Origin of the sequence: Sphingomonas caeni (genome assembly GCF_026013415.1) — a bacterium.
Taxonomy (GTDB): Bacteria; Pseudomonadota; Alphaproteobacteria; order Sphingomonadales; family Sphingomonadaceae; genus Sphingomonas; species Sphingomonas caeni.
On record NZ_JAPDOK010000006.1, the window covers coordinates 169,045 to 190,281 of the forward strand.

A 21,237-nucleotide genomic window follows, 5' to 3' on the forward strand; every position below is an offset into this window, starting at 1 on the left:
CCCGTGTTCGAGGTCATTTGGTCTGCGATCGCGCGAACGCGCGCGCCTTGGCGTGGCCGGTCACCCAGCTCGGGTTGGCGGGCGTCGCGCTGCACGCGGCGGTATAGATGAGTTCGTTCGTCGATCCCGCATTGATCGCCTGGGGCTGGGTCTTCGCCGCGACCCGGTTCTGCTCGTTGTCGCCAAGAAAGGTGGCGGCGCCGTCGATCGCCGCGGTATGCGCCGCGCAATCGACGATCATTCCGAACTCGGCATTGTCGGCGCCGCCGGGGAGCGAGGGTCCGGGGGTGGCGACCACCACGTCGAGCCGGCGCGCATTTTGCGGCCCGGTCGCCTCGGTCGCCATCACCGCTGCGCCATTGACCTTGCCCAACAGGCGATAGCGCGTGCCGTCCTGCTGCGCCGCCCCGGTGAGGGTGACGATCAGCGCGGCCGCGGCGGCGATGGATTTGATCACGCGATACTCCTTGCTCAGGGCTTGTTGTGCAAGCTCCGGCCATAGGCGATCGCGGCCGGCACGCCGTTCAGCCGCGCCTTGCCCGCCTCGCCGGCATCGGCCTCGCCGCTGCAGCCATAGGCGAGGACCTGCGCGGCGAGCGATCCCGGCTCGGGCTTGCTCACATTGCCCTCCTGGCGCGGGACCTCGGCGATGACGCGGTCGTCCTGATAGACTTTGACGTCGCCGATCGCGAGCGTGCCCGCGGTGCAGTCCATGACGCTCTCGATATGATAGGCGTCGGCGCCGGTATCGGAGCGCTCATAGGGGACCAGCAGCTCGACCATACGGCGCTCGTTGCGCGGTCCGGTGATCAGCGTCGAGGCCATCACCGCGGCATTGTCGCTCGCGCCGACCACGCGGAATTCGTCGGCCCTTTGCGCATGCGCGCCGGTGGCGGCGAGCAGGGCGGCGGCGGTGAGAACGGTTTTGAGCATCGTCGGTCTCCTCTGGGGCGGGAGGCTAAGGGAGAGCGGCGCGGGGGGCAAGCGCCGGGCACATCCTCAGATCAATCCCATCGCGCGCAGGCTGGCATGGCCTTCCTGCCCGATGATGATGTGATCGTGGAGCGCGATGCCGAGCTTCTTGCCGGCCTCCTGGACGCGGCGGGTGAGGTCGATATCGGCGCGGCTGGGGGCGGGATCGCCGCTCGGATGATTATGGACGAGAATGATCGCGGCCGATCCGAGATCGATCGCGCGGCGGATCACCTCGCGGACATAGAGCGCGGCCTCGTCGATCGAGCCCTCGCTCATCAGCTCGTCGCGGATCAGCATGTTGCGCGAATTGAGGTGGAGCACGCGGACGCGCTCGATCAGCTGGTGCGCCATGTCGGCGCGCAGATAGTCGAGCAGCGCCTGCCAATTGGCGAGCACCGGCTGTTCCTTGATGCTCGCCTGGGTGAGGCGGAGTGCAGCGGCATGCGCGGTCTTGATCGCGGCGGCGCTGGTCTCGCCCATGCCCGGGAATGCCGCGATCCGCTCGGCATCGGCGGTGAGCAGGCCGGCGATCCCGCCGAACTCCTTGAGCAGCGCCTTGGCGAGCGGCTTGGTGTCGCGGCGGGGGATGGCAAGCGCGAGGAGATATTCGACGAGTTCGTGATCGTGAAGCGCGTCGGGCCCGCCCGCGAACAACCGCTGGCGCAGGCGCGCGCGATGGCCGCTATTGTCGGGGGGAGGGGTGGAGGGCATCCCGTCGACTATACCCGCAAATCCCCGTTCGTCATGCCGGACTTGATCCGGCATCCCGCTTCTTCTTCTTCGCGCAAGGCAGCGGGACCCCGGATCAAGCCCGGGGTGACCGCGAAGGGAGCGGGCGGATACGCCGCGCCGCAACATGGCGGTGTTGACTCGAACGCCCCCCCTTCCTAAAGCGCCCTCGCGTCGCGGCCTCGGCCAGCGATGCTCGGTGTCGCCGCCTGCTAGCGCGGCGGCTTTTTTCATATCTGGATCGCCTGAGAGCCTTGTCCGACGACCGCAATCCTGACGACCTCGACCGCCGCATCGCCGATGCGAAGGCAGCGAGCGTGCGCGGGATTTCGAACGCGCAGGGCCAGGCCGAGAGCCGCGGCTGGGCGGTCGGCATCGAATTCGTCGGCACCACGCTCGTCTCGGGCTTTCTCGGCTGGCTGATCGACAGCTATGCCGGGCTCGGCACGCGCCCCTGGGCGATGATCGCGCTGCTGGTGCTCGGCTTCATCGCCGGCGTCTATCGCGCGCAGAAGACTTCGGCGCAGTTCGACGCCGATCCCTCCACCGGTAACGAGAAGTAAGACGCACATGCCCGGCCCGATGGAACAGTTCGAGATCAAGAAGATCGTCCCGCTCGAAGTGGCCGGGTACGACGTGTCGCTCACCAACTCGTCCTTCTGGATGCTGGTAGCGCTGGCCGGGATCTCGATCTTCCTCTTCATCGGCACCGCGCGCCCCCAACTGGTGCCGACGCGCGCGCAGGCGGCGGTCGAATATCTCTACGATTTCGTGCGCAAGATGCTCGACGAGAATGTCGGGCCCGAGGGGCGCCGCTATGCGCCGTTGATCTTCTCGATCTTCATCTTCGTGCTCGCGTGCAACCTGCTGGGGTTGATCCCCTGGGTCGGCACCTTCACCCCGACCAGCCATATCTCGGTGACGCTCGGCCTCGCCGCGCTCGTCTTCGTGGTGGTCTGCTTCGTCGGCTTCGCGCGCCATGGGCTGCACTTCTTCAGCCTGTTCTGGCCGAAGGGCGATCCGGTCTTTCAGGGGTCGCCGATCGCGATCACCATGAAGCTGCTCCTCGGTATTTTCGTGTTCCTCATCGAATTTCTGAGCTTTCTCAGCCGCCCCTTCACCCTCGGCATCCGACTGTTCGCGAACATGACCGCGGGCCATGTGCTGCTGAAGGTGTTCGGCACCTTCGTGGTCTCGCTGGGGTCGTTCGGGGCGTTGCCCTATGTGTTCGGCATCCTGCCGCTCGGCGTGAACATCGCGCTTTCGGCGCTCGAGGTGCTGATCGCGGTGGTTCAGGCCTATGTTTTCGCGCTGCTGGCGTCGCTGTATCTCAACGACGCCGTCAATCTTCATTAAACGACACTATCCAACGGAAGGGAATATCATGGACGTAGCAATGGCAGCCAAGATCGGTGCGGGTCTCGCGGCGATCGGTGCGGGTCTCGCCGCGATCGGCGTGGGCACGATCTTCGGCATGTATCTCCAGGGCGCGCTGCGCAATCCGGAAGCCGATGCCAAGATGGGCGGTCGCCTGATCTTCGGCTTCGCGGTGACCGAAGCGCTCGGCCTGATCGCGGCGGTCGTCGCGCTCGCGCTCGCCTTCTCGTAAGAGAAACGGCGCACCGCCATGCCTCAGTTCGACTTCGGCACCGTCTTCATCCCGCAGGTAGCGTGGCTCGCGATCATCTTCGCGGTCCTCTACTTCGGCGTGGTCCGCCTCACTTTGCCCAAGGTCGGCAAGGTGATGCAGGCGCGCGAGGATCAGGTGGCCAGCGATCTGGACACCGCCGAAAAGGCCAAGGCCTCGGCGGACCGGCTCGCGGCGGACTATGATGCGGGCGTGGCGGCGGCGCAGGAAGCGGCGCGCGCCAGCCTGACGGCATCGCGCGTCAAATCCGCCAAGGCGATCGAGAAGAAGCTCGCCAAGGCGAACGAGAAGCTCGCGGCCGAGGCCGAGGCGGCGGAAGCCGCCCTCTCGGCCGCGCGCGCCAGGGCGATGGGCGAGATCGAGGGTGTCGCGGCGGATGCCGCCGCCGACATCGTCGAGAAGCTCACCGGCAAGCGGCCGGCGGGGGCGCAGGCGAACGCCGCCGCGCGCTCCGCGCTGGCCTGAGGACGTAGAAGATGGCCCAGCACGGCGAAGCGACCACCGCCAATACCGAAGTCGATGGCGGCCCGGCCCATGAGGATCATGGTCCCACCCTGCTCGGCCTGAGCGCCGAGGGCTGGGTCTATGTCGGCCTCACCATCTTCCTGCTGATCGCGGTCTTCGTGGCCAAGGCGCCGCGCAAGATCCTCGACGCGCTCGACGGGCGCATCGCCGAGGCGCGCAAGGAGCTCGACCGCGCCTATGCCATCCGCCAGGAGGCCGAGGCGCTGCTGGCCGAAGCGCACAAGCGAAACGCCGCGAGCGCGGGCGACGCCGCCGCGATCGTCGCGCACGCCGAGCAGGAGGCCGCGGCCCTGGTCAAGAAGGCCGAGGCTGACGCCGCCGATCTGGTCAAGCGCCGCGCCAAGATGGCCGAGGACAAGATCGCCGCCGCCGAGCGCAGCGCGGTCGCCGAGGTCCGCGCCAGGGCTGCCGATGCCGCGGCCCGTGCCGCGACCTCGCTGATCGCCGAGACGCACGGCGCCGCGGCGGACAAGCCGCTGGTCGACAAGACGATCTCAGGCCTCGCCCGCGTCAATTAGGGGCTATTTCCCCGCGGCGTCCGTGTAGGGGTCCTTGACCCGTATCGCATCATCGCGATGGATCAGTGCCCGTCGGCGAGCGGGCTCGAGACCCGGACCGCGCCGCTGCGTGCATTGTCGCAGACGAACTTCATGCCCGCCTCGTTCGCCGAGCCGGGAACATTGTCATGCTCGGTACCATTCTCGGGATTGTCCATCGCGCCCATCGACTGGCCATTGGCGTCGAACGGCTCGAAGCGGGCGAGGCGGTATTTGCGGGTCGAGCAGTTGATCTCGATCGTCGCGGAGACCGACTTCACGCCCGTGCGCTCCGAAGCCACGGTATAGACCGCATATTGGTTGGCGCTGGTCCACTGGCCGTTGCGGCGGATCGAATCGGCGTCGAAATACCAGGCCGTGTCCGAATCGCTGTAGAAGCGGTACCAGGTTGCGGCCATGGCGGTGGCCGGAATGGCGACCAGAACGGTCGCGGCTGCGGCGAGCATGAAACGGCGCATGACGATCTCCCTCCAAGCGCGGGGCGGCCGCGCTAATGATCGCGCGTTCCTCGAAACCCGCCCCGGATCCGAAGGACATGGTGCCATGGCGGGGCGCCGAGCGGAAGACCCTTGCGACAGGGACGGACTCTGTGGCTAGGGTCGCCGTCATGGCCGAGCCCGGTTCCGTCATGCTCGAGATCGAGAGGCTGCTGACGCAGGTGGTCGTCGTCGCGCTGACGATCGGCGCGGCATCGCTCACCCGGCGCGGCATTTACGGCCATCATGACGGCGACGCGATCGTCGGCGGCTGCGCGCTCGCCGTCATCTGGGTGCTGACGATCCTGTTCGCGCGCTGGCGCCAGGGGCCGGGGGCGTGGTGGCTGCTGATCAGCGCGCCGGTGGTATTGGCGATGCCGATGACCAATTTGCTGGTGGCGATCACGTCCTAACCTCCCCTCCCTTGCAGGAAGGGGGATGGAGAGAGGAGGTTCATTTCGGCTTGCGGAACCGGTACACGAACTGGTCGGTATGTCCCTGGATCGAGGGATCGAACACCATCGCGGTATGCGGATCGGCCGGGTTGCGGAGCACGCCCAGCTCGCCGTCGAACACGAAGCCCACGCCCTCCAGCTCCTTGCGCGCCGCCGCGGGATCGATGCGGTGGAGCGCGTCGGGCACCGCGAAGCCCGGATCGGCATTGGCGACATGATCGACGACCAGCAGCACCCCGCCGGGCTTGAGCGCCGCGAACAGCCGCCCGGCGATGAACGCCGCGGCGCCCGGCGGCGCGAACTTGAGGTGGAGGTCGTGATAATTCTGGACGGTGATGATCGCGTCGAGCGGCTCGCCGAACTCGACCGTGCCGAGGCTCATGCGCAGCGGGACGACATTGGCATAGCCCTTGACCGCCGCATCCTGCTCGGTCGCGTAATCGGCGCGATACTGGATGAACTCGGCCGCCTGATAGGCATAGACCTTGCCGTTCGTCCCGACGAGCGGCGAGAGGATGCGCGTCCAGTAACCGCCGCCCATCAGGAAGTCGGCGACCTTGTCGCCCGGCTTGATGCCCGCGAAGGTGAGGATCTCGCCCGGGTGGCGCGTCGTATCGCGCGCGCGCTGGTCGGCGGGGCGGCCCGGATCGGCGAGCGCGGTGGCGACGGCGGGGGCAACCTGCGCATTCGCGACGATCGGCGCGACGAGGGGCGTGGCGATCGCCAGCAGCGCGGCGGAAACCAGCAGGTTCATGAACGACTCTCCTCCGGGGGTGTTTTGCCGCACTATTACACCGCGTTTGCGACCGTTCAAGGCCGGGCCTAAATGCTGAGCCTCGCGGGGCCATCCACGAAGGGATCGCCGACGGGCTCCCCGCCCGCGCCCGTGCAGGCGAATTTCAGCAGGGGATATGTCAGTGCGTCGGCCGGCGTGAGCAGCCTGTAAGGCGTGGCGGCGCTCGACGGCTCGGTTTTCGCCAGCGTGCGGTCCCGGGCATAATAGCGGATTTCGCCGACCCGGTAGGTGCTCCCGGCGCAGTCGAACGCCATCTGGACGCGCATGAAATAAAGCTCGAGGCTGTCGAAATCGATCAGCGCCATCATCGTGGCGGCGTAAGCGGCGTTGCCGCGCCGTACGACCGAAGCGGCGTCGATATAGATCATCTCGTTGGAGCCGCGCGCCACGAGTTGCCAGGATTCGGCGGATGTCGCCGCGAAGGACGCCGGCGCGGCGATGGCGGGGGAAAGGGCCTGCACTGACGCGGCGGCGGCGAGAAGCAACGGGATCATGGCCGGATCCTCCTCGCCGCCATCTTGCCACGCGCATGCGCCGCGCGGAAGCGGGATTTGGGGGAGTGGTTTCGCGCGCGCCTTGCCCCTAAATCACCGACAATGTCCGACCCCAATTCCCCCAACCGCTTCAACGAGGAAAAGGCGACCTATGCCGTGCGCGGCGAGGGGACGCCCGATCTCGACGCAGGGGTGGCCGCAATCCGCAACGTGCTCAAGACGCTGCCCGCGCGGCCCGGCGTCTACCGGATGCAGGATGCGCGCGGGGACGTGCTCTATGTGGGAAAGGCGCGGGCGCTGAAGTCGCGCGTGACCAACTACACGCAGGTGACGCGCCTCTCGAACCGGCTGCGGCGGATGGTCGCGCAGACGCGGTCGATGACGATCGTGACGACCAACAACGAGGCCGAGGCGCTGCTGCTCGAGGCGCAGCTGATCAAGCGCTTCCGCCCCGCCTACAATGTGCTGCTGCGCGACGACAAGAGCTTCCCCTTCATCCTGCTGCGCCAGGATCATCCCTTTGCCCGGGTCCAGCTCCATCGCGGCGCGCGGCGCTTCAAGGGCGATTATTTCGGGCCGTTCGCCGGGGCGGGGCAGGTGCGCAAGACGCTCAATGCGCTGCAGAAACTGTTCCTGCTCCGCTCGTGCACCGACGGCTTCTTCGCGACGCGCGACCGGCCGTGCCTGCTCTACCAGATCCGCCGTTGCTCGGCGCCGTGCGTCGGGCGGATCGACGCGGCGGGCTATGAAGAGCTGGTCGCAGATGCGCGCGATTTCCTCCAGGGCAAGTCGACCAAGACCCAGGCCAAGCTCGGCGAGGCGATGCAGGCGGCCGCCGAGCGGCTCGATTTCGAGCAGGCCGCGGTGCTGCGCGACCGGCTGAAGGCGCTGACCTTCATCCAGGGGAGCCAGGCGATCAATGCCGAGGGCGTCGGCGACGCGGATGTCTTCGCGATGGCGCACAAGAGCGGCGTGATGGGTATCCAGGCCTTTTTCATCCGCGGCGGCCAGAATTGGGGGCATCGCAGCTTCTTCCCCGCGCACACCAACGACGTGCCCGAGGATGAGGTGTTGTCGGCCTTTCTGATGCAATTCTACGAGGAGGTCCCGCCGCCGCGGAACGTGCTGGTCGATCGCGAGCTGCCCGAGGCCGAGCTGCTCGCCGAGGCGATGGCCGAGCGCGCGGGGCACAAGGTCGCGCTGTCGGTCCCCCAGCGCGGCGACCGGCGGCGGCTGATGGAACAGGCGCAGCGCAACGCCGCCGAGGCGCTGGACCGGCGGCTGGCCGAGGGGACGACCCAGGCGAAACTGCTCGCCGAGATCGCCGATGTCTTCGAACTGCCCGAGCCCCCCGAGCGGATCGAGATCTACGACAACAGCCATATCCAGGGCACCGCCGCGATCGGCGCGATGGTGGTCGCGGGGCCCGAGGGCTTCCGCAAGAACCAGTACCGCAAGTTCAACATCAAGCGGCCCGAGACGATCGCCGGCGACGATTACGGGATGATGCGCGAGATGTTCGGGCGGCGTTTCGCCCGCGCGCAGGAGGAGGATCCGGACCGGCAGGGCGAGACCTGGCCCGATCTGGTGCTGGTCGACGGCGGGCGCGGGCAGCTCAACGCGGTCAAGGGCGTGCTCGAGGATCTGGGGATCGAGGATATCTGCCTGGTCGGTGTCGCCAAGGGCCCGCACCATGGCCGCGAGGGGCGCGAGGTATTCCACCTGATGGACGGCCGCGAGCTGATGCTCCCGGTCAATTCGCCCGCGCTCTTCTATCTCCAGCGGCTGCGCGACGAGGCGCACCGCTTCGCGATCGGCGCGCACCGCACCAAGCGGGCCAAGGCGATCGGCGCGAGCCCGCTCGACGACGTCCCCGGAATCGGTCCCGCGCGAAAGAAGGCGCTGCTGATGCATTTCGGGACAGCGCGCGCGGTTCGCGGCGCCAGCCTCGAGGATTTGCAGAAGGCGCCGGGTGTCTCGGCGGCGGTCGCGCAGCAACTTTACGATTATTTCCACACGCGCTGAAACAAGTCCGAATACGCTTTGCCGGCCCCGTGCAAGCCATTAGTCTGGCGGCAAGAATCAAGGGGGGATCATGCTGGCTCGCATTTTTGTGGTGGCGCTTGCGCTGCTGGGTTTCGTTGGCGTTGCGCATGCGGGCGACAAGGTTCTCTATCAGGCGGCTCCTGACTGGGTGACCCCGGCGCCGCCGATCGACGGGACCAAGCTCAACGGCAGCAGCCCGATGTTCATCCTGTTCGATCAGCAACAGCGGATGAGCACCGACGGGCAGGTCTGGGGCTATGCCAATCTCGCCACGCGCATGTCGTCGCCGCAGATGCTCACCGCCGCGGGCACGATCACCCTGCCGTGGAGCCCCGAAAAGGGCGACCTGATCATCCACACCGTCGAGATCATCCGCGGCACCGAGCATATCGACCTGATCAAGGCGGGCCAGCGTTTCAACGTGCTCCAGCGCGAGCAGATGCTCGAGCGGGCGATGCTCAACGGGCTGCTCACCGCGACGCTGCCGGTCGAAGGGTTGCGCGTCGGGGACGTGCTGCACATCAGCTTCTCGATCACCCAGAAAGACCCGGTGCTCGGCGGCAATTTCCAGACGGTGATGCCGCTGCTGCCCGAACAGATCCGGGTGAATTACGGCCGGGTGCGCCTGCTATGGCCCAAGGCGATGGACCTGCACTGGCGGACCTATGTGAAGGACCCCGTGACCCAGACCGGCGATACCGGGGACTATCGCGAACTCACCCTGACGATGCCGCTGCCCAAGCAGCCCGAAGTGCCCGGCGACGCGCCGATGCGCTTCCAGCGTCCGTCGATCATCGAGGCGACCGATTTCGGGAGCTGGGGCGCGGTGGCGGCCCGGATGACGCCCCTGTTCAGCAGCGAGGGCAAGATCGCGCCGGGCAGCCCGCTCGCCGCCGAAGTCGCCAAGATCGCCAAGGCGACCCCCGATCCGCGGCTGCGCACCGCGATGGCGCTGCGGCTGGTGCAGGACGAGATCCGCTATCTCTTCCGCGGTATGGATGACGGCAATTACGTGCCCCAAACCCCGGCCCAGACCTGGGAGCTGCGCTTCGGCGATTGCAAGGCCAAGACGATGCTGCTCGTCGCGATGCTGCGCGCGCTGGGGATCGAGGCCGACGCCGCGCTGACCAGCATGAGCGCGGGCGACCTGCTGCCGCAGCGGCTGCCGATGCCGGGGGCGTTCGATCACGTCATCACCCGCGCGGTGATCGGCGGCGACGTGCTGTGGCTCGACGGCACCGCCAACGATGCGCGGCTGGCCGATCTGAACGACGTGCCGCCCTTCCGCTATGCGCTGCCGCTGCGTGCCGGGGTGACCGATCTGGTCGCGCTGCCGATGCGCGCCAATGCCCGGCCCGACGCCGATGTGACGGTCGAGATCGACCAGCGCGCCGGGATCGGCTTCACCGCGCCCTTCACCGTCACCGCGAAGATGCGCGGCGGGATGACCAGCATGGTGCGCATGGCCACCGCCTCGATGGAGAGCGAACAGGCCAATTCGATGATTGACATCCTCGTGATGCCCTATGTCTTCGGCGGCACGGTGGTCGATCGGAAGATGAGCTATGACGAGGAGAGCGGCGTCACCACCATCACCGCCAGCGGCTATGTCGACATGAGCTGGACCAAGGATGGCGAGCATTACAAGGTCGGGCTCGACACCGTGCTCGACGGCTTCAACTTCACCCCCGATCGCGCGCGCGCCGCGTGGAAGGATATTCCGGTCACCACCGGCGAGTTCGCGAACAAGCGCGTGCGGGTGGTGCTGCGGCTGCCCGATGGCGGGCGCGGCTTTACGCTGGAAGGCGATCAAACGCTGCCGCCCGTATTGGCCGGGATGCAACTGGCCCGCAGCACCGCGATGGCCGACGGCGTGATCACGATCGAGGACCGGGCGGTGACCGGCGTGGCCGAGATCGTTCCCGCGGACATTCCCGCCGCGCGCCAGCAGGTCACGCGCGCCAAGGCGCGGATCCTGCGGGCGAGCGCGCCGATCGACTCGCCTCCCAACTGGCAGACGGTCGAGGCGCTGCGCAGGGCGAAGGCGTTCGATCCGGTGCTGGCGATGTTCGCCAAGCGGATCGCGAACAAGCCCGACGATGCCGAGACCTATACCGCCCGCGCGGTCTTCAACATGACGATCTACGACCGCAAGGCGGCGCTGCCCGATATCGACAAGGCGATCGAGATCGCGCCTTCCGCCGAGCTCTATCTGCAGCGCTCGATCCTCCGCTCGGCGCTGGGCAACGATGCCGGGGCGATCGACGATGCCCGCGCCGCGCTCGATCTCGATCCCGGCCTGGGCCGGGGCGTGACCCAGCTGACCGATCTGCTCGCCGAAAATGGCGGGCTGGAAGAAGCGCTGGCCATGGTGAGCGAGCGGGTCGAGAATGGCGGGAAGGAGAAGAATTTCTACCTGATCCAGCAGGCGCTGCTGCTCTCCCGCGGGGGCCGCGTGCCCGAGGGGCTCGCGTTGCTCGACGCCGCGCTGACGACCGATCCGCGCGATCCGTGGCTGCTCAACAACCGGTGCTGGATCAAGGCGACGATGAAGATCGACCTCGAAGGCGCGCTGAAGGATTGCACGCTAGGGATTGAGCTGGCCGACAATCCGGCCAACATCGTTGATAGCCGCGCCATGGTCTATTACCGGATGGGCCGGATCGACGAGGCGCTCGCCGAACTCGATGCGGCGCTGAAGCAGGACCCGAACCAGGCGGCGAGCCTGTTCATGCGCGGCGTGATCCGGCGCGAGCGCGGCGACAAGCGCGGCGATGCCGATCTCGCCGCGGCCCGGCTGATCTCCCCGCGGATCGACCGGGAATATGCGCATTACGGGATCAAGCCGTAACGGCCTGCTGATCCGAATACGCCTCCCCGGCCTTCGCCGGGGAGGCGCGCTATCCAAGGGGAACGTGCTGAAATTTCCCGGAGTTTGGAGTTTCTTCACCGCCCCCGCGCTATCCCGCCATCATGGCGACGCGCGTCTTCCTCACGATCGACACCGAGCTGATGTGGAGCCACCACGTCGCCGGGCTCGATGCCGATGCCATCGCCCAGCGCTCGCTCGAGCCCGCGGGGGTGGGGATCGGCTGGCAGCTCGACCAGCTCCGGCGCCAGGATCTCAAGGCCAGTTTCTTCGTCGATCCGATGCCGTGCCTGCTCTACGGCACCGACTGGATGAAGCGCGTGGTCGCCGCGATCCTCGAAGCCGGGCAGGAGGTGCAGCTCCATCTCCACCCAAATTGGGCGGGCGCCAAGGCCGGGGACGGCGGCGAAGGCCACGCCCCCTATGAGCTGATCGACTACAGCTATGACGAGCAGATAGAGCTGATTGCTGGCGCGTCCGACATGCTGACCGCGGCGGGCGTGCCCGAGCCGGTGGCGTTCCGTTCGGGGAGCTATTCGGCGAGCGACGATACGCTCGGCGCGCTCGCGGAGCTCGGCTTCCTCTACGACAGCAGCCATAACGGCTCCGAATATCCCTGGCCGAGCGCGATCAGCCTCGATCGCATGCAGATCGCGCCGATCGCGCATCGCGGGATCGTCGAGGTGCCGGTCACCCTGATCGAGGACCAGCGCGGGCATCTGCGCCATTTCCAGATCTGTGCGCTTTCCGCCGCCGAGATGCGCGACGCGCTCGATCATGCCGTGCGCGCCGATCACGCCGCGGTGACGATCGTCGGCCATGGCTTCGAGCTTGCCAACCGCGGCGGGACGCGGCCTAACGCGGTGCATGTCCGCCGATTCGAGGCCTTGTGCCGGATCCTGGCGGAGCGCCGGGGGGTGTTGATGACCACGCATTTCGCCGAGCGGCCCGATCTGCCGCTGGGCCGCGACGACAAGCCGCTGGGGCCGAACACGCTGCGCACCACGCTGCGCCAGGCCGAGCAGCTCTGGTCGAACCTGGTCGAGGAGCGCGCGGCGTGACCGTGGCGCTGCCCGCCCGGCCCGTTCCGCTCAAGTTCGAGGTCGGCGCGCGTACGCTGATCGCGATCTCGCGCAGCCTCGCGCGCGTGCCGCTCACCCTCGATGATGCCCGCGAGGGCCGGCTCCCCCAGTTGCCGCCGCTCGAACGCGAGGCGCACGGCTATACCGTCACCTCGCTCCCCCAGGATCGCCAGGCGGCGATGGTCTATGCCTCGGGCGGGATGCTGCCCTTCGTGCGGCAGCGCTACACCCGCTATTTCACCGATTTCGCGGGCGGGTTCGATGCCTGGTTCGAGGGGCTTTCGTCGAACGCGCGCCAGTCGCTGCGCCGCAAGGCCAAGAAGATCGCGGCGGAGTCCGGCGGCGATCTCGACATCCGCGCCTTCCGCACCCCCGAGGAGCTCGAGGCGTTCCACGATGTCGCGCGGCGCATATCGCTGCGCACCTATCAGGAACGGCTGATGGGATCGGGCCTGCCCGACAGCGCCGAATTCCTCCACGAGATGGTGACCCAGGCCGCGGCGGATCAGGTGCGCGCCTGGCTGCTCTATATCGCGGGCGAGCCGGCAGCTTATCTCTATTGCCCGGTGGTGGGCGATACGGTGATCTATGCCCATGTCGGGCACGATCCGGCGTTCAACGATCTCTCGCCCGGCCAGGTGCTCCAGCTCGAAGCGATGCGCGACCTGTTCGAGGAGCAGCGCTACGCGCGGTTCGACTTCACCGAAGGGGAGGGGCAGCACAAGCGCCAATTCTCGACCGGCGGGGTCGAATGCGTCGACCTGCTGCTGCTGCGCCCAAGCCTGATGAACCGGCTGACGACGCTCGCGCTGGGCGGGTTCAACCGCACCGTGGCGCTGGGGAAGAAGGCGGTCAACGCCGCGGGGTTGGGCAAGCTGGCGAAGAAGGTGCGGCGGGGCTCGTAATTGCCGTCATCCCGGCGAAAGCCGGGACCCAGGGTTACGGGCGCGGCGATTTGCGGCTCTGTGTCCCGGCTTTCGCCGGGATGACGGTTTGGGATTAGGTGGGTAAGCCCATCCCATGCACCTGCGCGCCGAAGCCATTGTCCTGTCCGTCCGCGCGCATGGCGAGCATGGCGCGATCGTGCGGGCGCTGACCGAGAGCGACGGGATGCAGGCGGGCTATGTCCGGGGCGGGCGTTCCCGGCGGCTCAAGCCCGTGCTCCAGCCCGCCAACCTGATCCTCGGCGCCTGGCGCGCGCGCACCGAAGAGCAATTGGCGGGGCTCACCGTCGAACTGATCCACAGCCGCGCGCCCCTGTTCCGCGAGCCGCTTCCCGCCGCGGCGCTCGACTGGGTGACGGCGGTGACCGCTGCGCTGCTGCCCGAGGGCCAGGCCTATCCGCGCCTCCATGCCGCGCTCGACGGGGTGCTGAGCGCGGTCGAGGCGGCGCCCGCGGCGCGGGGATGGGCGGTGGCTTTGGTGCGCTACGAGCTGCTGCTGCTGGCGGAGCTGGGCTTCGGCCTCGATCTGGAGACCTGCGCGGCGACGGGGGCCAATGACGATCTCGCCTTTGTCAGCCCCAAGAGCGGGATCGCGGTGAGCCGGTCGGGCGCGGTCGGTTACGAGAACCGCCTGCTCCCGCTGCCGCGCTTCCTCGTCGAGGGTGGGGCAGCCGAATGGGGCGATATCCTCGATGGGCTCAGGCTCACCGGCCATTTCCTCGACCGCGATCTGCTGATCGGGAAAGCGGCCGATGTGCTGCCGGCGCGCGAGCGGCTGGTCGATCGGCTCAAGCGGGCGGTTGCGTAACCTCCCAAGGGAAGGCAAGGGCCCTTCGACTTTCGGAGGAGCCACAATGCCGTTGATCGCAGTGCTTGCCGGTGATGGAATCGGACCCGAAGTGACCGCCGAGGCGCGGCGCGTGCTCGAGGCGCTGGGGCTCGATCTGAGCTTCGAAGAGGCGCCGGTGGGCGGCGCGGGCTATCTCGCGACCGGGCGGCCGCTGCCCCCCGAGACGCTGGCACTCGCCAAGCGCAGCGACGCGGTGCTGTTCGGCGCGGTCGGCGATCCGCGGTTCGAGGCGCTCGAGCGGCGGCTGCGGCCCGAGGCGGCGCTGCTCGGCCTTCGCCGCGAGCTCGGCCTGTTCGCCAATATCCGTCCGGCCTCGATCTTTCCGGGGCTCGAGGACGCCTCGCCGCTGCGCCCCGAGATCGTTCGCAACCTCGACATCGTCATCGTCCGCGAGCTGACCGGTGACGTCTATTTCGGCGAGAAGGGCCGGCGCGAGACGCATGAGGGCCTGCGCCAGGGCTATGACTGGATGTCGTATGACGAGCGCGAGGTCGAGCGGATCGCGATCGTCGGGTTCGAGATGGCGAAGCGCCGCAAGCGCAAGCTCTGCTCGGTCGACAAGGCGAACGTGCTCGAAACCTCGCAGCTGTGGCGCGATGTCGTGAACGGGCTCGCGGGCGACTATCCCGAGGTCGAACTGACCCATATGTATGTCGACAACGCCGCGATGCAGCTGGTGCGCAACCCCACCCAGTTCGACGTGATCGTCACCGGCAATCTGTTCGGCGACATCCTCTCCGATCAGGCGAGCATGTGCGCGGGATCGATCGGGATGCTGCCCTCGGCCTCGCTCAACGCCTGGACGGGAACGGTCGGCATGTACGAGCCGATCCACGGCTCGGCGCCCGATATCGCGGGGCAGGGCAAGGCCAATCCGTGCGCGGCGGTGCTTTCGGCGGCGATGCTGCTGCGCCATTCGCTGAGCGACGAGGCTTCGGCGCAGCGGGTCGAGAAGGCGGTGGCGGGCGCACTGGCGGCGGGCTTCCGCACGGCCGATCTCGGCGGCAGCCACACCACGAGCGAGATGGGCGACGCGATCCTGAAGGCGCTTGCGTGACGCTGGAACTCGCGATCGTCATCCCCACTTTCAACGAGCGGGCGAACGTGCCGCGGCTCGTCGCGGCGCTCGATACGGCGCTGAAGGGGCGGAACTGGGAAGCGATCTTCGTCGACGACAACAGCCCCGACGGCACCTCGGACGCTGTGCGCGAGCTGGCGCGGCTGGATAGCCGGGTGCGGGTGATCCAGCGGATCGGGCGGCGCGGGCTTTCCACCGCGTGCATCGAGGGGATGTGCGCCACCGCCGCGCCGGTCGTCGCGGTGATCGACGGCGACATGCAGCATGACGAGACGCTGCTGCCCGAGATGCTGGGCGCGCTGCAGGGGGATGCGGGGCTCGACGTCGTCGTCGGCTCGCGCTTCGTCGAGGGCGGCGGGACGGGCGAATGGGACCGCGACCGCGTCGCCAAATCGGCTTTCGCGACAAGGCTTTCGCATGCGATCCTCAAGGTCGACCTCACCGATCCGATGAGCGGCTTCTTCATGATCCGCACCAGTCTGGTGCGCAGCCTGGTGCCCAAGCTGTCGGGGATCGGCTTCAAGATCCTGCTCGATATCATGACGGCGAGCCCGCGGCCGTTGAATTTCCTCGAGCTGCCCTATGTGTTCCGCACGCGCGAGCTGGGCGAGTCCAAGCTCGATCACGTCGTCGCGCTCGAATATCTGATCGCGCTTTATGATCGCCGCTTCGGGCGGATCGTGCCGGTGCGGTTCGCGATGTTCTCCGCGATCGGGGCGCTGGGCGCGCTCGTCCATTTCCTCGTGCTCGCGGCGCTGTATCGCGGATTGGTCTGGTCCTTCGTTGCCGCGACGATCGTCGCGACCGGCGTGGCGATGACCTTCAACTTCTTCCTCAACAATGCGCTCACCTATCGCGAACAACGGCTCAAGGGTGCGGCGGCGCTGTTCGCCGGCTGGGTGAGCTTCTGCCTCGTCTGCTCGGTCGGCGCGGCGGCGAATGTCGGGGTCGCGGCGTTCATGCACAATGTCCAGCACGGCGACTGGCGCTTCGCGGCGATGGCGGGGATCCTGGTAGCGGCGGTCTGGAACTATGCGCTGAGCTCGCGTTTCACCTGGGGCAGATATTAGAAAGTCGTCATCCCGGCGAAAGCCGGGACCCAGAGTCACGAGCGGTATCACCTGTGTTTCCTGGGGCCCGGCCTTCGCCGGGATGACGCTTCAATGCAGTCGGCCCACTTCACCGCCAGCTGTCGAACCACATCCAGTATTGGAAGCTCATCGGCCCTTCGAGCGGCTCGGCCGAGAGGATCGCGTAGAAATAGAAGAAGACGAGGAACGCGGCTGCCGCGAACCATTCGCCGAGCCCGAACTTGCGCTGCGGATCGAGCAGATCGAGCGCGATCGGCAGGACGAAGCACAGGAAGATGCTCGACAGATAGTAATAATAGTAGAATCCCAGTGACTTGGGGATGATGATGTAGATCGCGACCGAGGCGATCCACAGCAACGCCATCGCCGCCGGCCGCAGCGCCCTGGTCTCGATCCACGCGATCAGGCACAGCAGCACAGCCAGCACGCCGCCCCACATGATCAGCGGATTGCCGACCAGCAGCACCCCGCGCCAGGTGCCCATATCTTCCTCGTAGAAATACCAGATCGGCCGCGAGATCAGCGGCCATTGGTACCAGCTGGACTGATAGGTGTGCGCTGCGAGGACCTGGGTCTGCTGCGCATACATGTCGATCTGGAAGGGGATGAGCGTCGCGAGCGTCAGCGGGTTCTGATCGTAGAAAAAGGCGGGCGCGAAGGTGACGAAATAGATGGGGATGCTCACCGCCCCCATCAGCAGCAGCCCTTGGAAGGTGCCGAGCCCGGCCCAGTGCGGCTGGTCCTTGGCACCGAAGGCGGTGGCGAACGGCTTTTTCGCGCGCCACGCGTCGCGCAGGCGCAGCAGGATGAAGGCGAGCCCCGCCATCGCCTCATAGGGGATCGCCGCCCATTTGACCGCGACCGCGAGGCCCAGCAACGCGCTCCCCGCGATCCAGCGCCGGCGCACCTGTTTGGGCGTGCCCTCGGCCGCCCAGAGGAACATCACCAGCGCCCAGACGATGAACGCGCCCAGGAACACGTCGAGCATCGCGATCCGCGCCTGGATGAACACCATCTGGTTGAACAGCGCCAGCACCGCGCCGAGCACCGCCAGCCGCGTGTTGCGCAACAGCAGCCAGAGGAAGGCGAACACCCCCATGATCGTCGCCGCGCCGAACAAGGTCGGGATCAGCCGCCAGCCCATGGGATTGTCCCCGAACAGCGCGATCCCCGCCGCGAGCAGCTCCTTGCCGAGCAGCGGATGCTCGGTGTTACGCGGCATATCGAGCGCCAGCAGCCCCCGCGCCGCGGGCAGGTAATGCGTCTCGTCGAAAAAGGGCTGGGTCGGCTGGCCGAGGTGAAAGACGAACAGCAGCTCGGCGGCTAGGCCGATCAGCAGCGCGACGCGCAGGGGGCTTTGGGCGAGACTGTCGGCAAAAGCCTTGAGGCGGGCGAGCATGAGCGGCTGGATAGCCGTTTCGTCATCCCCGCGAAAGAGAGCTGCTGTGCTCCGGCAAAGGCCGGAGCCCTGGCGGCGGGCGATGCGCTACGATCTCCAGCGCTCCGGCCTTCGCCGGAGCACAAGCAAGCTTCTGTCCCCACACGGTGGTTGACGCGCCGCCCCCTGCCGCCCCAAAGCGTCCCCCATGAAGCGCCGTACCGGACAAGACCGTAGCATCACCCAGAAGTGGAAGCCCGCAACCCAGGCGATCCGCGGCGGCACCGTGCGTTCGGAGTTCGGCGAGACCAGCGAGGCGCTCTTCCTCACCTCCGGCTATGCCTATGATTGCGCCGGGGACGCGGCGGACCGCTTCTCGGGCGAGCAGGTCGGCATGACCTATTCGCGCCTCCAGAACCCCACCGTCCAGATGCTCGAGGAGCGGATCGCCCTGCTCGAAGGCGCCGAGGCGTGCCGTTCGATGGCGACGGGCATGGCGGCGATGACCGCGGCGTTGCTCTGCCAGCTCGAAGCGGGCGACCATCTCGTCGGCGGCCGCGCCGCGTTCGGATCGTGCCGCTGGCTGACCGATACGCTGCTGCCCAAGTTCGGCATCGAGACGACGATCATCGACGCGCGCGACACCCAGGCGTTCGAGGATGCGATCCGGCCGAACACCAAGGTCTTCTTCTTCGAGACCCCCGCCAATCCGACCATGGACGTGGTCGATCTGGAGGCCGTGTGCGGCATCGCGCGCAAGCACGGCATCACCAGCGTGGTCGACAACGCCTTCGCGACGCCTGTCCTCCAGCGCCCCCTGGAATATGGCGCGGACGTCGTCGCCTACTCCGCCACCAAGATGATGGACGGGCAGGGGCGTGTGCTCGCGGGGGCGGTCGCCGGGACCGCGGAGTTCATCAACAACGTCCTGCTCCCCTTCACCCGCAACACCGGCCCGACCCTGTCGCCATTCAACGCCTGGGTGGTGCTCAAGGGGCTCGAGACGCTCGACCTGCGCATCCGCCGCCAGAGCGAGAACAGCTTGCGAGTAGGCCGCTTCCTCGAGACCCGCGTGCCGCGCATCCTCCACCCGGGCCTGCCCAGCCATCCGCAGCACAATCTCGCGATGAAGCAGATGGAGGCGTGCGGGCCCATCTTCGTGTTCGAGGTCGAGGGCGGGCGCAAGCAGGCGCACGCGCTGCTCGACGCACTCGGCCTTATCGATATCTCCAACAATATCGGCGATTCCCGTTCGTTGATGACGCATCCGAGTTCGACCACCCATTATGGCGTCAGCGAGGAAAAGCGGCTGGAGATGGGCGTGACCGAGGGGATGATCCGCATCAATGTGGGGCTCGAGGATCCGGACGACCTGATCGCCGATCTCGATCAGGCGCTGCGGGCGGTGGGGCTGTGAGGAACATATGTTGATCAAGGGCCTCTTCACCGAGGAGGCGACGACGCGCGGGGTGACCGTGCGCGTCTCGGTCTCCTATCTCCCCGAACAGTCCGAGCCCCAGCGCGGCCGCTGGTTCTGGGCCTATCATATCCGCATCGAGAATGAGGGCGACTTCACCGTCCAGTTGCTCACCCGCCAATGGCTCATCACCGACGGGCGCGGGCATATGCACACCGTCGAGGGCGAAGGCGTGGTCGGCGAACAGCCGATGATCGCGCCGGGTGGCAGCTTCGACTATGTCTCGGGCTGCCCGCTGACCACACCGACGGGCAGCATGCAGGGCAGCTATCAGATGATCGGCGAGGACGGTTCGGCGTTCGACGTGGCGATCCCCAAATTCGCGCTCACCGCGCCTGCGGTGATGGGATGAGCGTGCCCAAAATCCAAACCTCCGTTCGCCCTGAGCTTGTCGAAGGGCTGCTTTCCTTTTCGCGCGACGGTGAGGAGGAAGTGCGGGGCTTCGACAACCCCGGACTGGATCCGGGGCCGAACGGGGAGGGGGAAGCGCGCCTCCTCGGGCGGGTGGTCGCATGAAACGCACCCACCTCCCTTTGAACGGCCTGCGTGTCCTCGACGCCGCCGCGCGCCACCTCAGCTTCACCCGCGCCGCGGACGAACTCGCCGTCACCCCCGCCGCGGTCGGCCAGCAGATCCGCGCGCTCGAGGATACGCTCGGCGTCGTGCTGTTCCGCCGCACCACCAAGGGGCTGGAGCTGACCCCCGAGGGCGAGGCCGGGCTCGCGGCGCTGCGCGCGGGCTTCCTCCAGTTCGAGGAATCGGTCCGCGCGATGCAGGCGGGGCAGAGCAGCAAGTCGCTCACCATCGCCGCCCCGCGCGATCTCACCGCCAAATGGCTGATGCCGCGCCTGGCCGAGATCGCTCGCGCCGATGGCGAGGTCCGCTTCGTGCTGGTCGCGGCGGACGAGGCGATCGACTTTACCGAAGCCAATCTCGACCTCGCGATCCGCTGGGGCGAGGGGCCCGGCGAGCATGAGGGCGAAGCGCTCGAAAGCGACGGCATGGTCACCGTCGAGCGCCCCGGCGGCGGCACCGACGTCAAGATTAGCTGGCCCGGCTGCCTCGCCGAGGATGCCTCGTCGCTGGTCCGCGTCGCCGATGCCGGGCTCGCGCTCGACGCCGCTGCGGAGGGCCTGGGCCGCGCCACCGTCCCCGAACTCCTCGCCCGCACCGATATCGCCGCGGGCCGGGTGGTGACCATCGGCGAAGCCCGCTCGTCGCGGCTCGGCTATTGGCTCGTGGCCCCGCTGCCCCAGTGGCGGCAGAAGAAGGTCAAGACACTGGTCGACGCGCTGGCCAGCTGAGGCTCGCTGCTCAGCCTTCGGTGCCGACGGTTTCCTGTCCCGGTTGCTCGATCCCGATCTCGCCCAGCCAGTCGCACTGGCACATCGATCCCGTGCACAGCGCCGGCTTCCCCTCGATCAGCACGATGGGCGACCCCGGGAACCAGGGTGAGGCCGTCGCCGGCATGCACGGCATCGGCGTCAGCACGCCTTCCGCCGCGATGGTCGCCGCCTCGACTTCGGGATTGGCGAGGCTGGAGCACATCCCGAACGCGGGGATATTCTCGAGCGGCACGAAATCGAAGATCGTCGCGGCGGGCAGATTCTCCAGCAGCATCGGCGCTTCGGGCGGCACGATCATCGGCATCGGCGCGCTGCCGAAGCTGCACGAAACCACCGAACCGAGGCTGACCAGCGTTGGCATCGACCCCAGCCTAAAGCCGCCCGCGACGATCGCCAAGCCGCGCGCTTGCCCGAGCAGGCG

24 protein-coding genes are annotated in these 21,237 nt (G+C 67.7%); 16 read left to right on the top strand and 8 right to left on the bottom strand.

Annotated features, from left to right (window positions below; all coding sequences use genetic code 11):
- Window positions 1-13: 13 nt before the first annotated feature.
- The 3 genes from OF829_RS15700 to radC form a co-directional block, all read right to left on the bottom strand.
- Window positions 14-457 carry a hypothetical protein gene (locus OF829_RS15700; protein WP_264941050.1) on the bottom strand — a complete coding sequence of 148 codons (444 nt, stop codon included), beginning with the start codon at window positions 455-457 and terminating at the stop codon, window positions 14-16.
- Between the two features lie 14 nt (window positions 458-471).
- Window positions 472-933: a hypothetical protein gene (locus OF829_RS15705; RefSeq protein ID WP_264941051.1), complete on the bottom strand. Its 462-nt coding sequence runs from the start codon at window positions 931-933 to the stop codon at window positions 472-474.
- A 66-nt stretch (window positions 934-999) separates the two neighbouring features.
- Complete coding sequence (gene radC / locus OF829_RS15710; RefSeq protein WP_264941052.1) at window positions 1,000-1,686, bottom strand: RadC family protein; 687 nt, start codon at window positions 1,684-1,686, stop codon at window positions 1,000-1,002.
- 272 nt (window positions 1,687-1,958) lie between these two features.
- On the opposite strand from radC, the gene OF829_RS15715 reads away from it, so the two are divergent.
- Genes OF829_RS15715 through OF829_RS15735 form a run of 5 tightly spaced genes read left to right on the top strand, consistent with a single transcriptional unit; the run spans window position 1,959 to window position 4,395 of the window.
- Window positions 1,959-2,267, top strand: a complete 309-nt coding sequence (locus OF829_RS15715) for an AtpZ/AtpI family protein (protein WP_264941053.1) — start codon at window positions 1,959-1,961, stop codon at window positions 2,265-2,267.
- 7 nt (window positions 2,268-2,274) lie between these two features.
- Window positions 2,275-3,060, top strand: coding sequence for a F0F1 ATP synthase subunit A (locus OF829_RS15720; RefSeq protein WP_264941054.1), 786 nt, complete (start codon window positions 2,275-2,277; stop codon window positions 3,058-3,060).
- Window positions 3,061-3,088: 28 nt separating this feature from the next.
- Window positions 3,089-3,313: an ATP synthase subunit c family protein gene (locus OF829_RS15725; RefSeq protein ID WP_264941056.1), complete on the top strand. Its 225-nt coding sequence runs from the start codon at window positions 3,089-3,091 to the stop codon at window positions 3,311-3,313.
- 18 nt (window positions 3,314-3,331) lie between these two features.
- Window positions 3,332-3,817 (top strand): F0F1 ATP synthase subunit B family protein, encoded by a 486-nt coding sequence (locus tag OF829_RS15730; RefSeq protein ID WP_264941057.1) that lies wholly within the window; start codon window positions 3,332-3,334, stop codon window positions 3,815-3,817.
- 11 nt (window positions 3,818-3,828) lie between these two features.
- Window positions 3,829-4,395, top strand: a complete 567-nt coding sequence (locus OF829_RS15735; protein WP_264941058.1) for a F0F1 ATP synthase subunit B family protein — start codon at window positions 3,829-3,831, stop codon at window positions 4,393-4,395.
- Between the two features lie 62 nt (window positions 4,396-4,457).
- On the opposite strand, the gene OF829_RS15740 is transcribed toward OF829_RS15735, so the two are convergent.
- Entirely contained in the window at window positions 4,458-4,892 is a 435-nt protein-coding gene (locus OF829_RS15740) for a surface-adhesin E family protein (protein ID WP_264941059.1), read from the bottom strand.
- Window positions 4,893-5,041: 149 nt separating this feature from the next.
- On the opposite strand from OF829_RS15740, the gene OF829_RS15745 reads away from it, so the two are divergent.
- Complete coding sequence (locus OF829_RS15745) at window positions 5,042-5,323, top strand: hypothetical protein (protein ID WP_264941061.1); 282 nt, start codon at window positions 5,042-5,044, stop codon at window positions 5,321-5,323.
- Window positions 5,324-5,363: 40 nt separating this feature from the next.
- On the opposite strand, the gene OF829_RS15750 is transcribed toward OF829_RS15745, so the two are convergent.
- On the bottom strand, window positions 5,364-6,119 hold the full coding sequence (locus tag OF829_RS15750) for a class I SAM-dependent methyltransferase (RefSeq protein WP_264941063.1): 756 nt from the start codon (window positions 6,117-6,119) through the stop codon (window positions 5,364-5,366).
- Window positions 6,120-6,187: 68 nt separating this feature from the next.
- Window positions 6,188-6,655, bottom strand: a complete 468-nt coding sequence (locus OF829_RS15755) for a surface-adhesin E family protein (RefSeq protein ID WP_264941064.1) — start codon at window positions 6,653-6,655, stop codon at window positions 6,188-6,190.
- Window positions 6,656-6,757: 102 nt separating this feature from the next.
- Here OF829_RS15755 and uvrC point away from each other — a divergent pair, with 102 nt between their 5' ends.
- The 7 genes from uvrC to OF829_RS15790 all read left to right on the top strand — a co-directional run bounded on the left by uvrC (window position 6,758) and on the right by OF829_RS15790 (window position 16,594).
- Window positions 6,758-8,680 carry an excinuclease ABC subunit UvrC gene (uvrC, locus tag OF829_RS15760; RefSeq protein ID WP_264941065.1) on the top strand — a complete coding sequence of 641 codons (1,923 nt, stop codon included), beginning with the start codon at window positions 6,758-6,760 and terminating at the stop codon, window positions 8,678-8,680.
- Between the two features lie 70 nt (window positions 8,681-8,750).
- The gene (locus OF829_RS15765) at window positions 8,751-11,552 is read left to right on the top strand and encodes a DUF3857 domain-containing protein (protein ID WP_264941066.1); all 2,802 of its coding nucleotides are present in this window, start codon (window positions 8,751-8,753) and stop codon (window positions 11,550-11,552) included.
- A gap of 122 nt (window positions 11,553-11,674) precedes the next feature.
- A complete protein-coding gene (locus tag OF829_RS15770; RefSeq protein ID WP_264941068.1) occupies window positions 11,675-12,631 on the top strand; it encodes a polysaccharide deacetylase family protein in 957 nt (318 codons plus the stop codon).
- Window positions 12,628-13,557, top strand: a complete 930-nt coding sequence (locus OF829_RS15775; RefSeq protein WP_264941069.1) for a GNAT family N-acetyltransferase — start codon at window positions 12,628-12,630, stop codon at window positions 13,555-13,557. The genes OF829_RS15770 and OF829_RS15775 overlap by 4 nt, the downstream gene beginning before the upstream one ends.
- Window positions 13,558-13,672: 115 nt before the next feature.
- Window positions 13,673-14,404, top strand: coding sequence for a DNA repair protein RecO (gene recO, locus OF829_RS15780; protein ID WP_264941070.1), 732 nt, complete (start codon window positions 13,673-13,675; stop codon window positions 14,402-14,404).
- A 46-nt stretch (window positions 14,405-14,450) separates the two neighbouring features.
- A complete protein-coding gene (gene leuB, locus OF829_RS15785) occupies window positions 14,451-15,503 on the top strand; it encodes a 3-isopropylmalate dehydrogenase (RefSeq protein WP_264941071.1) in 1,053 nt (350 codons plus the stop codon).
- The gene (locus OF829_RS15790; RefSeq protein WP_264941072.1) at window positions 15,500-16,594 is read left to right on the top strand and encodes a glycosyltransferase; all 1,095 of its coding nucleotides are present in this window, start codon (window positions 15,500-15,502) and stop codon (window positions 16,592-16,594) included. Before leuB ends, OF829_RS15790 begins: the two co-directional genes overlap by 4 nt.
- A 109-nt stretch (window positions 16,595-16,703) precedes the next feature.
- Here the strand turns inward: OF829_RS15790 and OF829_RS15795 are convergent, their stop codons facing one another.
- Window positions 16,704-18,014, bottom strand: coding sequence for a phospholipid carrier-dependent glycosyltransferase (locus OF829_RS15795; RefSeq protein ID WP_264941073.1), 1,311 nt, complete (start codon window positions 18,012-18,014; stop codon window positions 16,704-16,706).
- Window positions 18,015-18,201: 187 nt separating this feature from the next.
- Between OF829_RS15795 and OF829_RS15800 the strand changes: the two genes are divergently transcribed.
- The 3 genes from OF829_RS15800 to OF829_RS15810 all read left to right on the top strand — a co-directional run bounded on the left by OF829_RS15800 (window position 18,202) and on the right by OF829_RS15810 (window position 20,774).
- Entirely contained in the window at window positions 18,202-19,410 is a 1,209-nt protein-coding gene (locus OF829_RS15800; protein ID WP_264941074.1) for a trans-sulfuration enzyme family protein, read from the top strand.
- Window positions 19,411-19,423: 13 nt separating this feature from the next.
- Window positions 19,424-19,822, top strand: coding sequence for a Co2+/Mg2+ efflux protein ApaG (gene apaG / locus OF829_RS15805; RefSeq protein ID WP_264941091.1), 399 nt, complete (start codon window positions 19,424-19,426; stop codon window positions 19,820-19,822).
- A 160-nt stretch (window positions 19,823-19,982) separates the two neighbouring features.
- The gene (locus OF829_RS15810; protein ID WP_264941076.1) at window positions 19,983-20,774 is read left to right on the top strand and encodes a LysR family transcriptional regulator; all 792 of its coding nucleotides are present in this window, start codon (window positions 19,983-19,985) and stop codon (window positions 20,772-20,774) included.
- A gap of 10 nt (window positions 20,775-20,784) precedes the next feature.
- On the opposite strand, the gene OF829_RS15815 is transcribed toward OF829_RS15810, so the two are convergent.
- Window positions 20,785-21,177: a DUF4280 domain-containing protein gene (locus OF829_RS15815; RefSeq protein ID WP_264941077.1), complete on the bottom strand. Its 393-nt coding sequence runs from the start codon at window positions 21,175-21,177 to the stop codon at window positions 20,785-20,787.
- Between the last annotated feature and the right edge of the window lie 60 nt (window positions 21,178-21,237).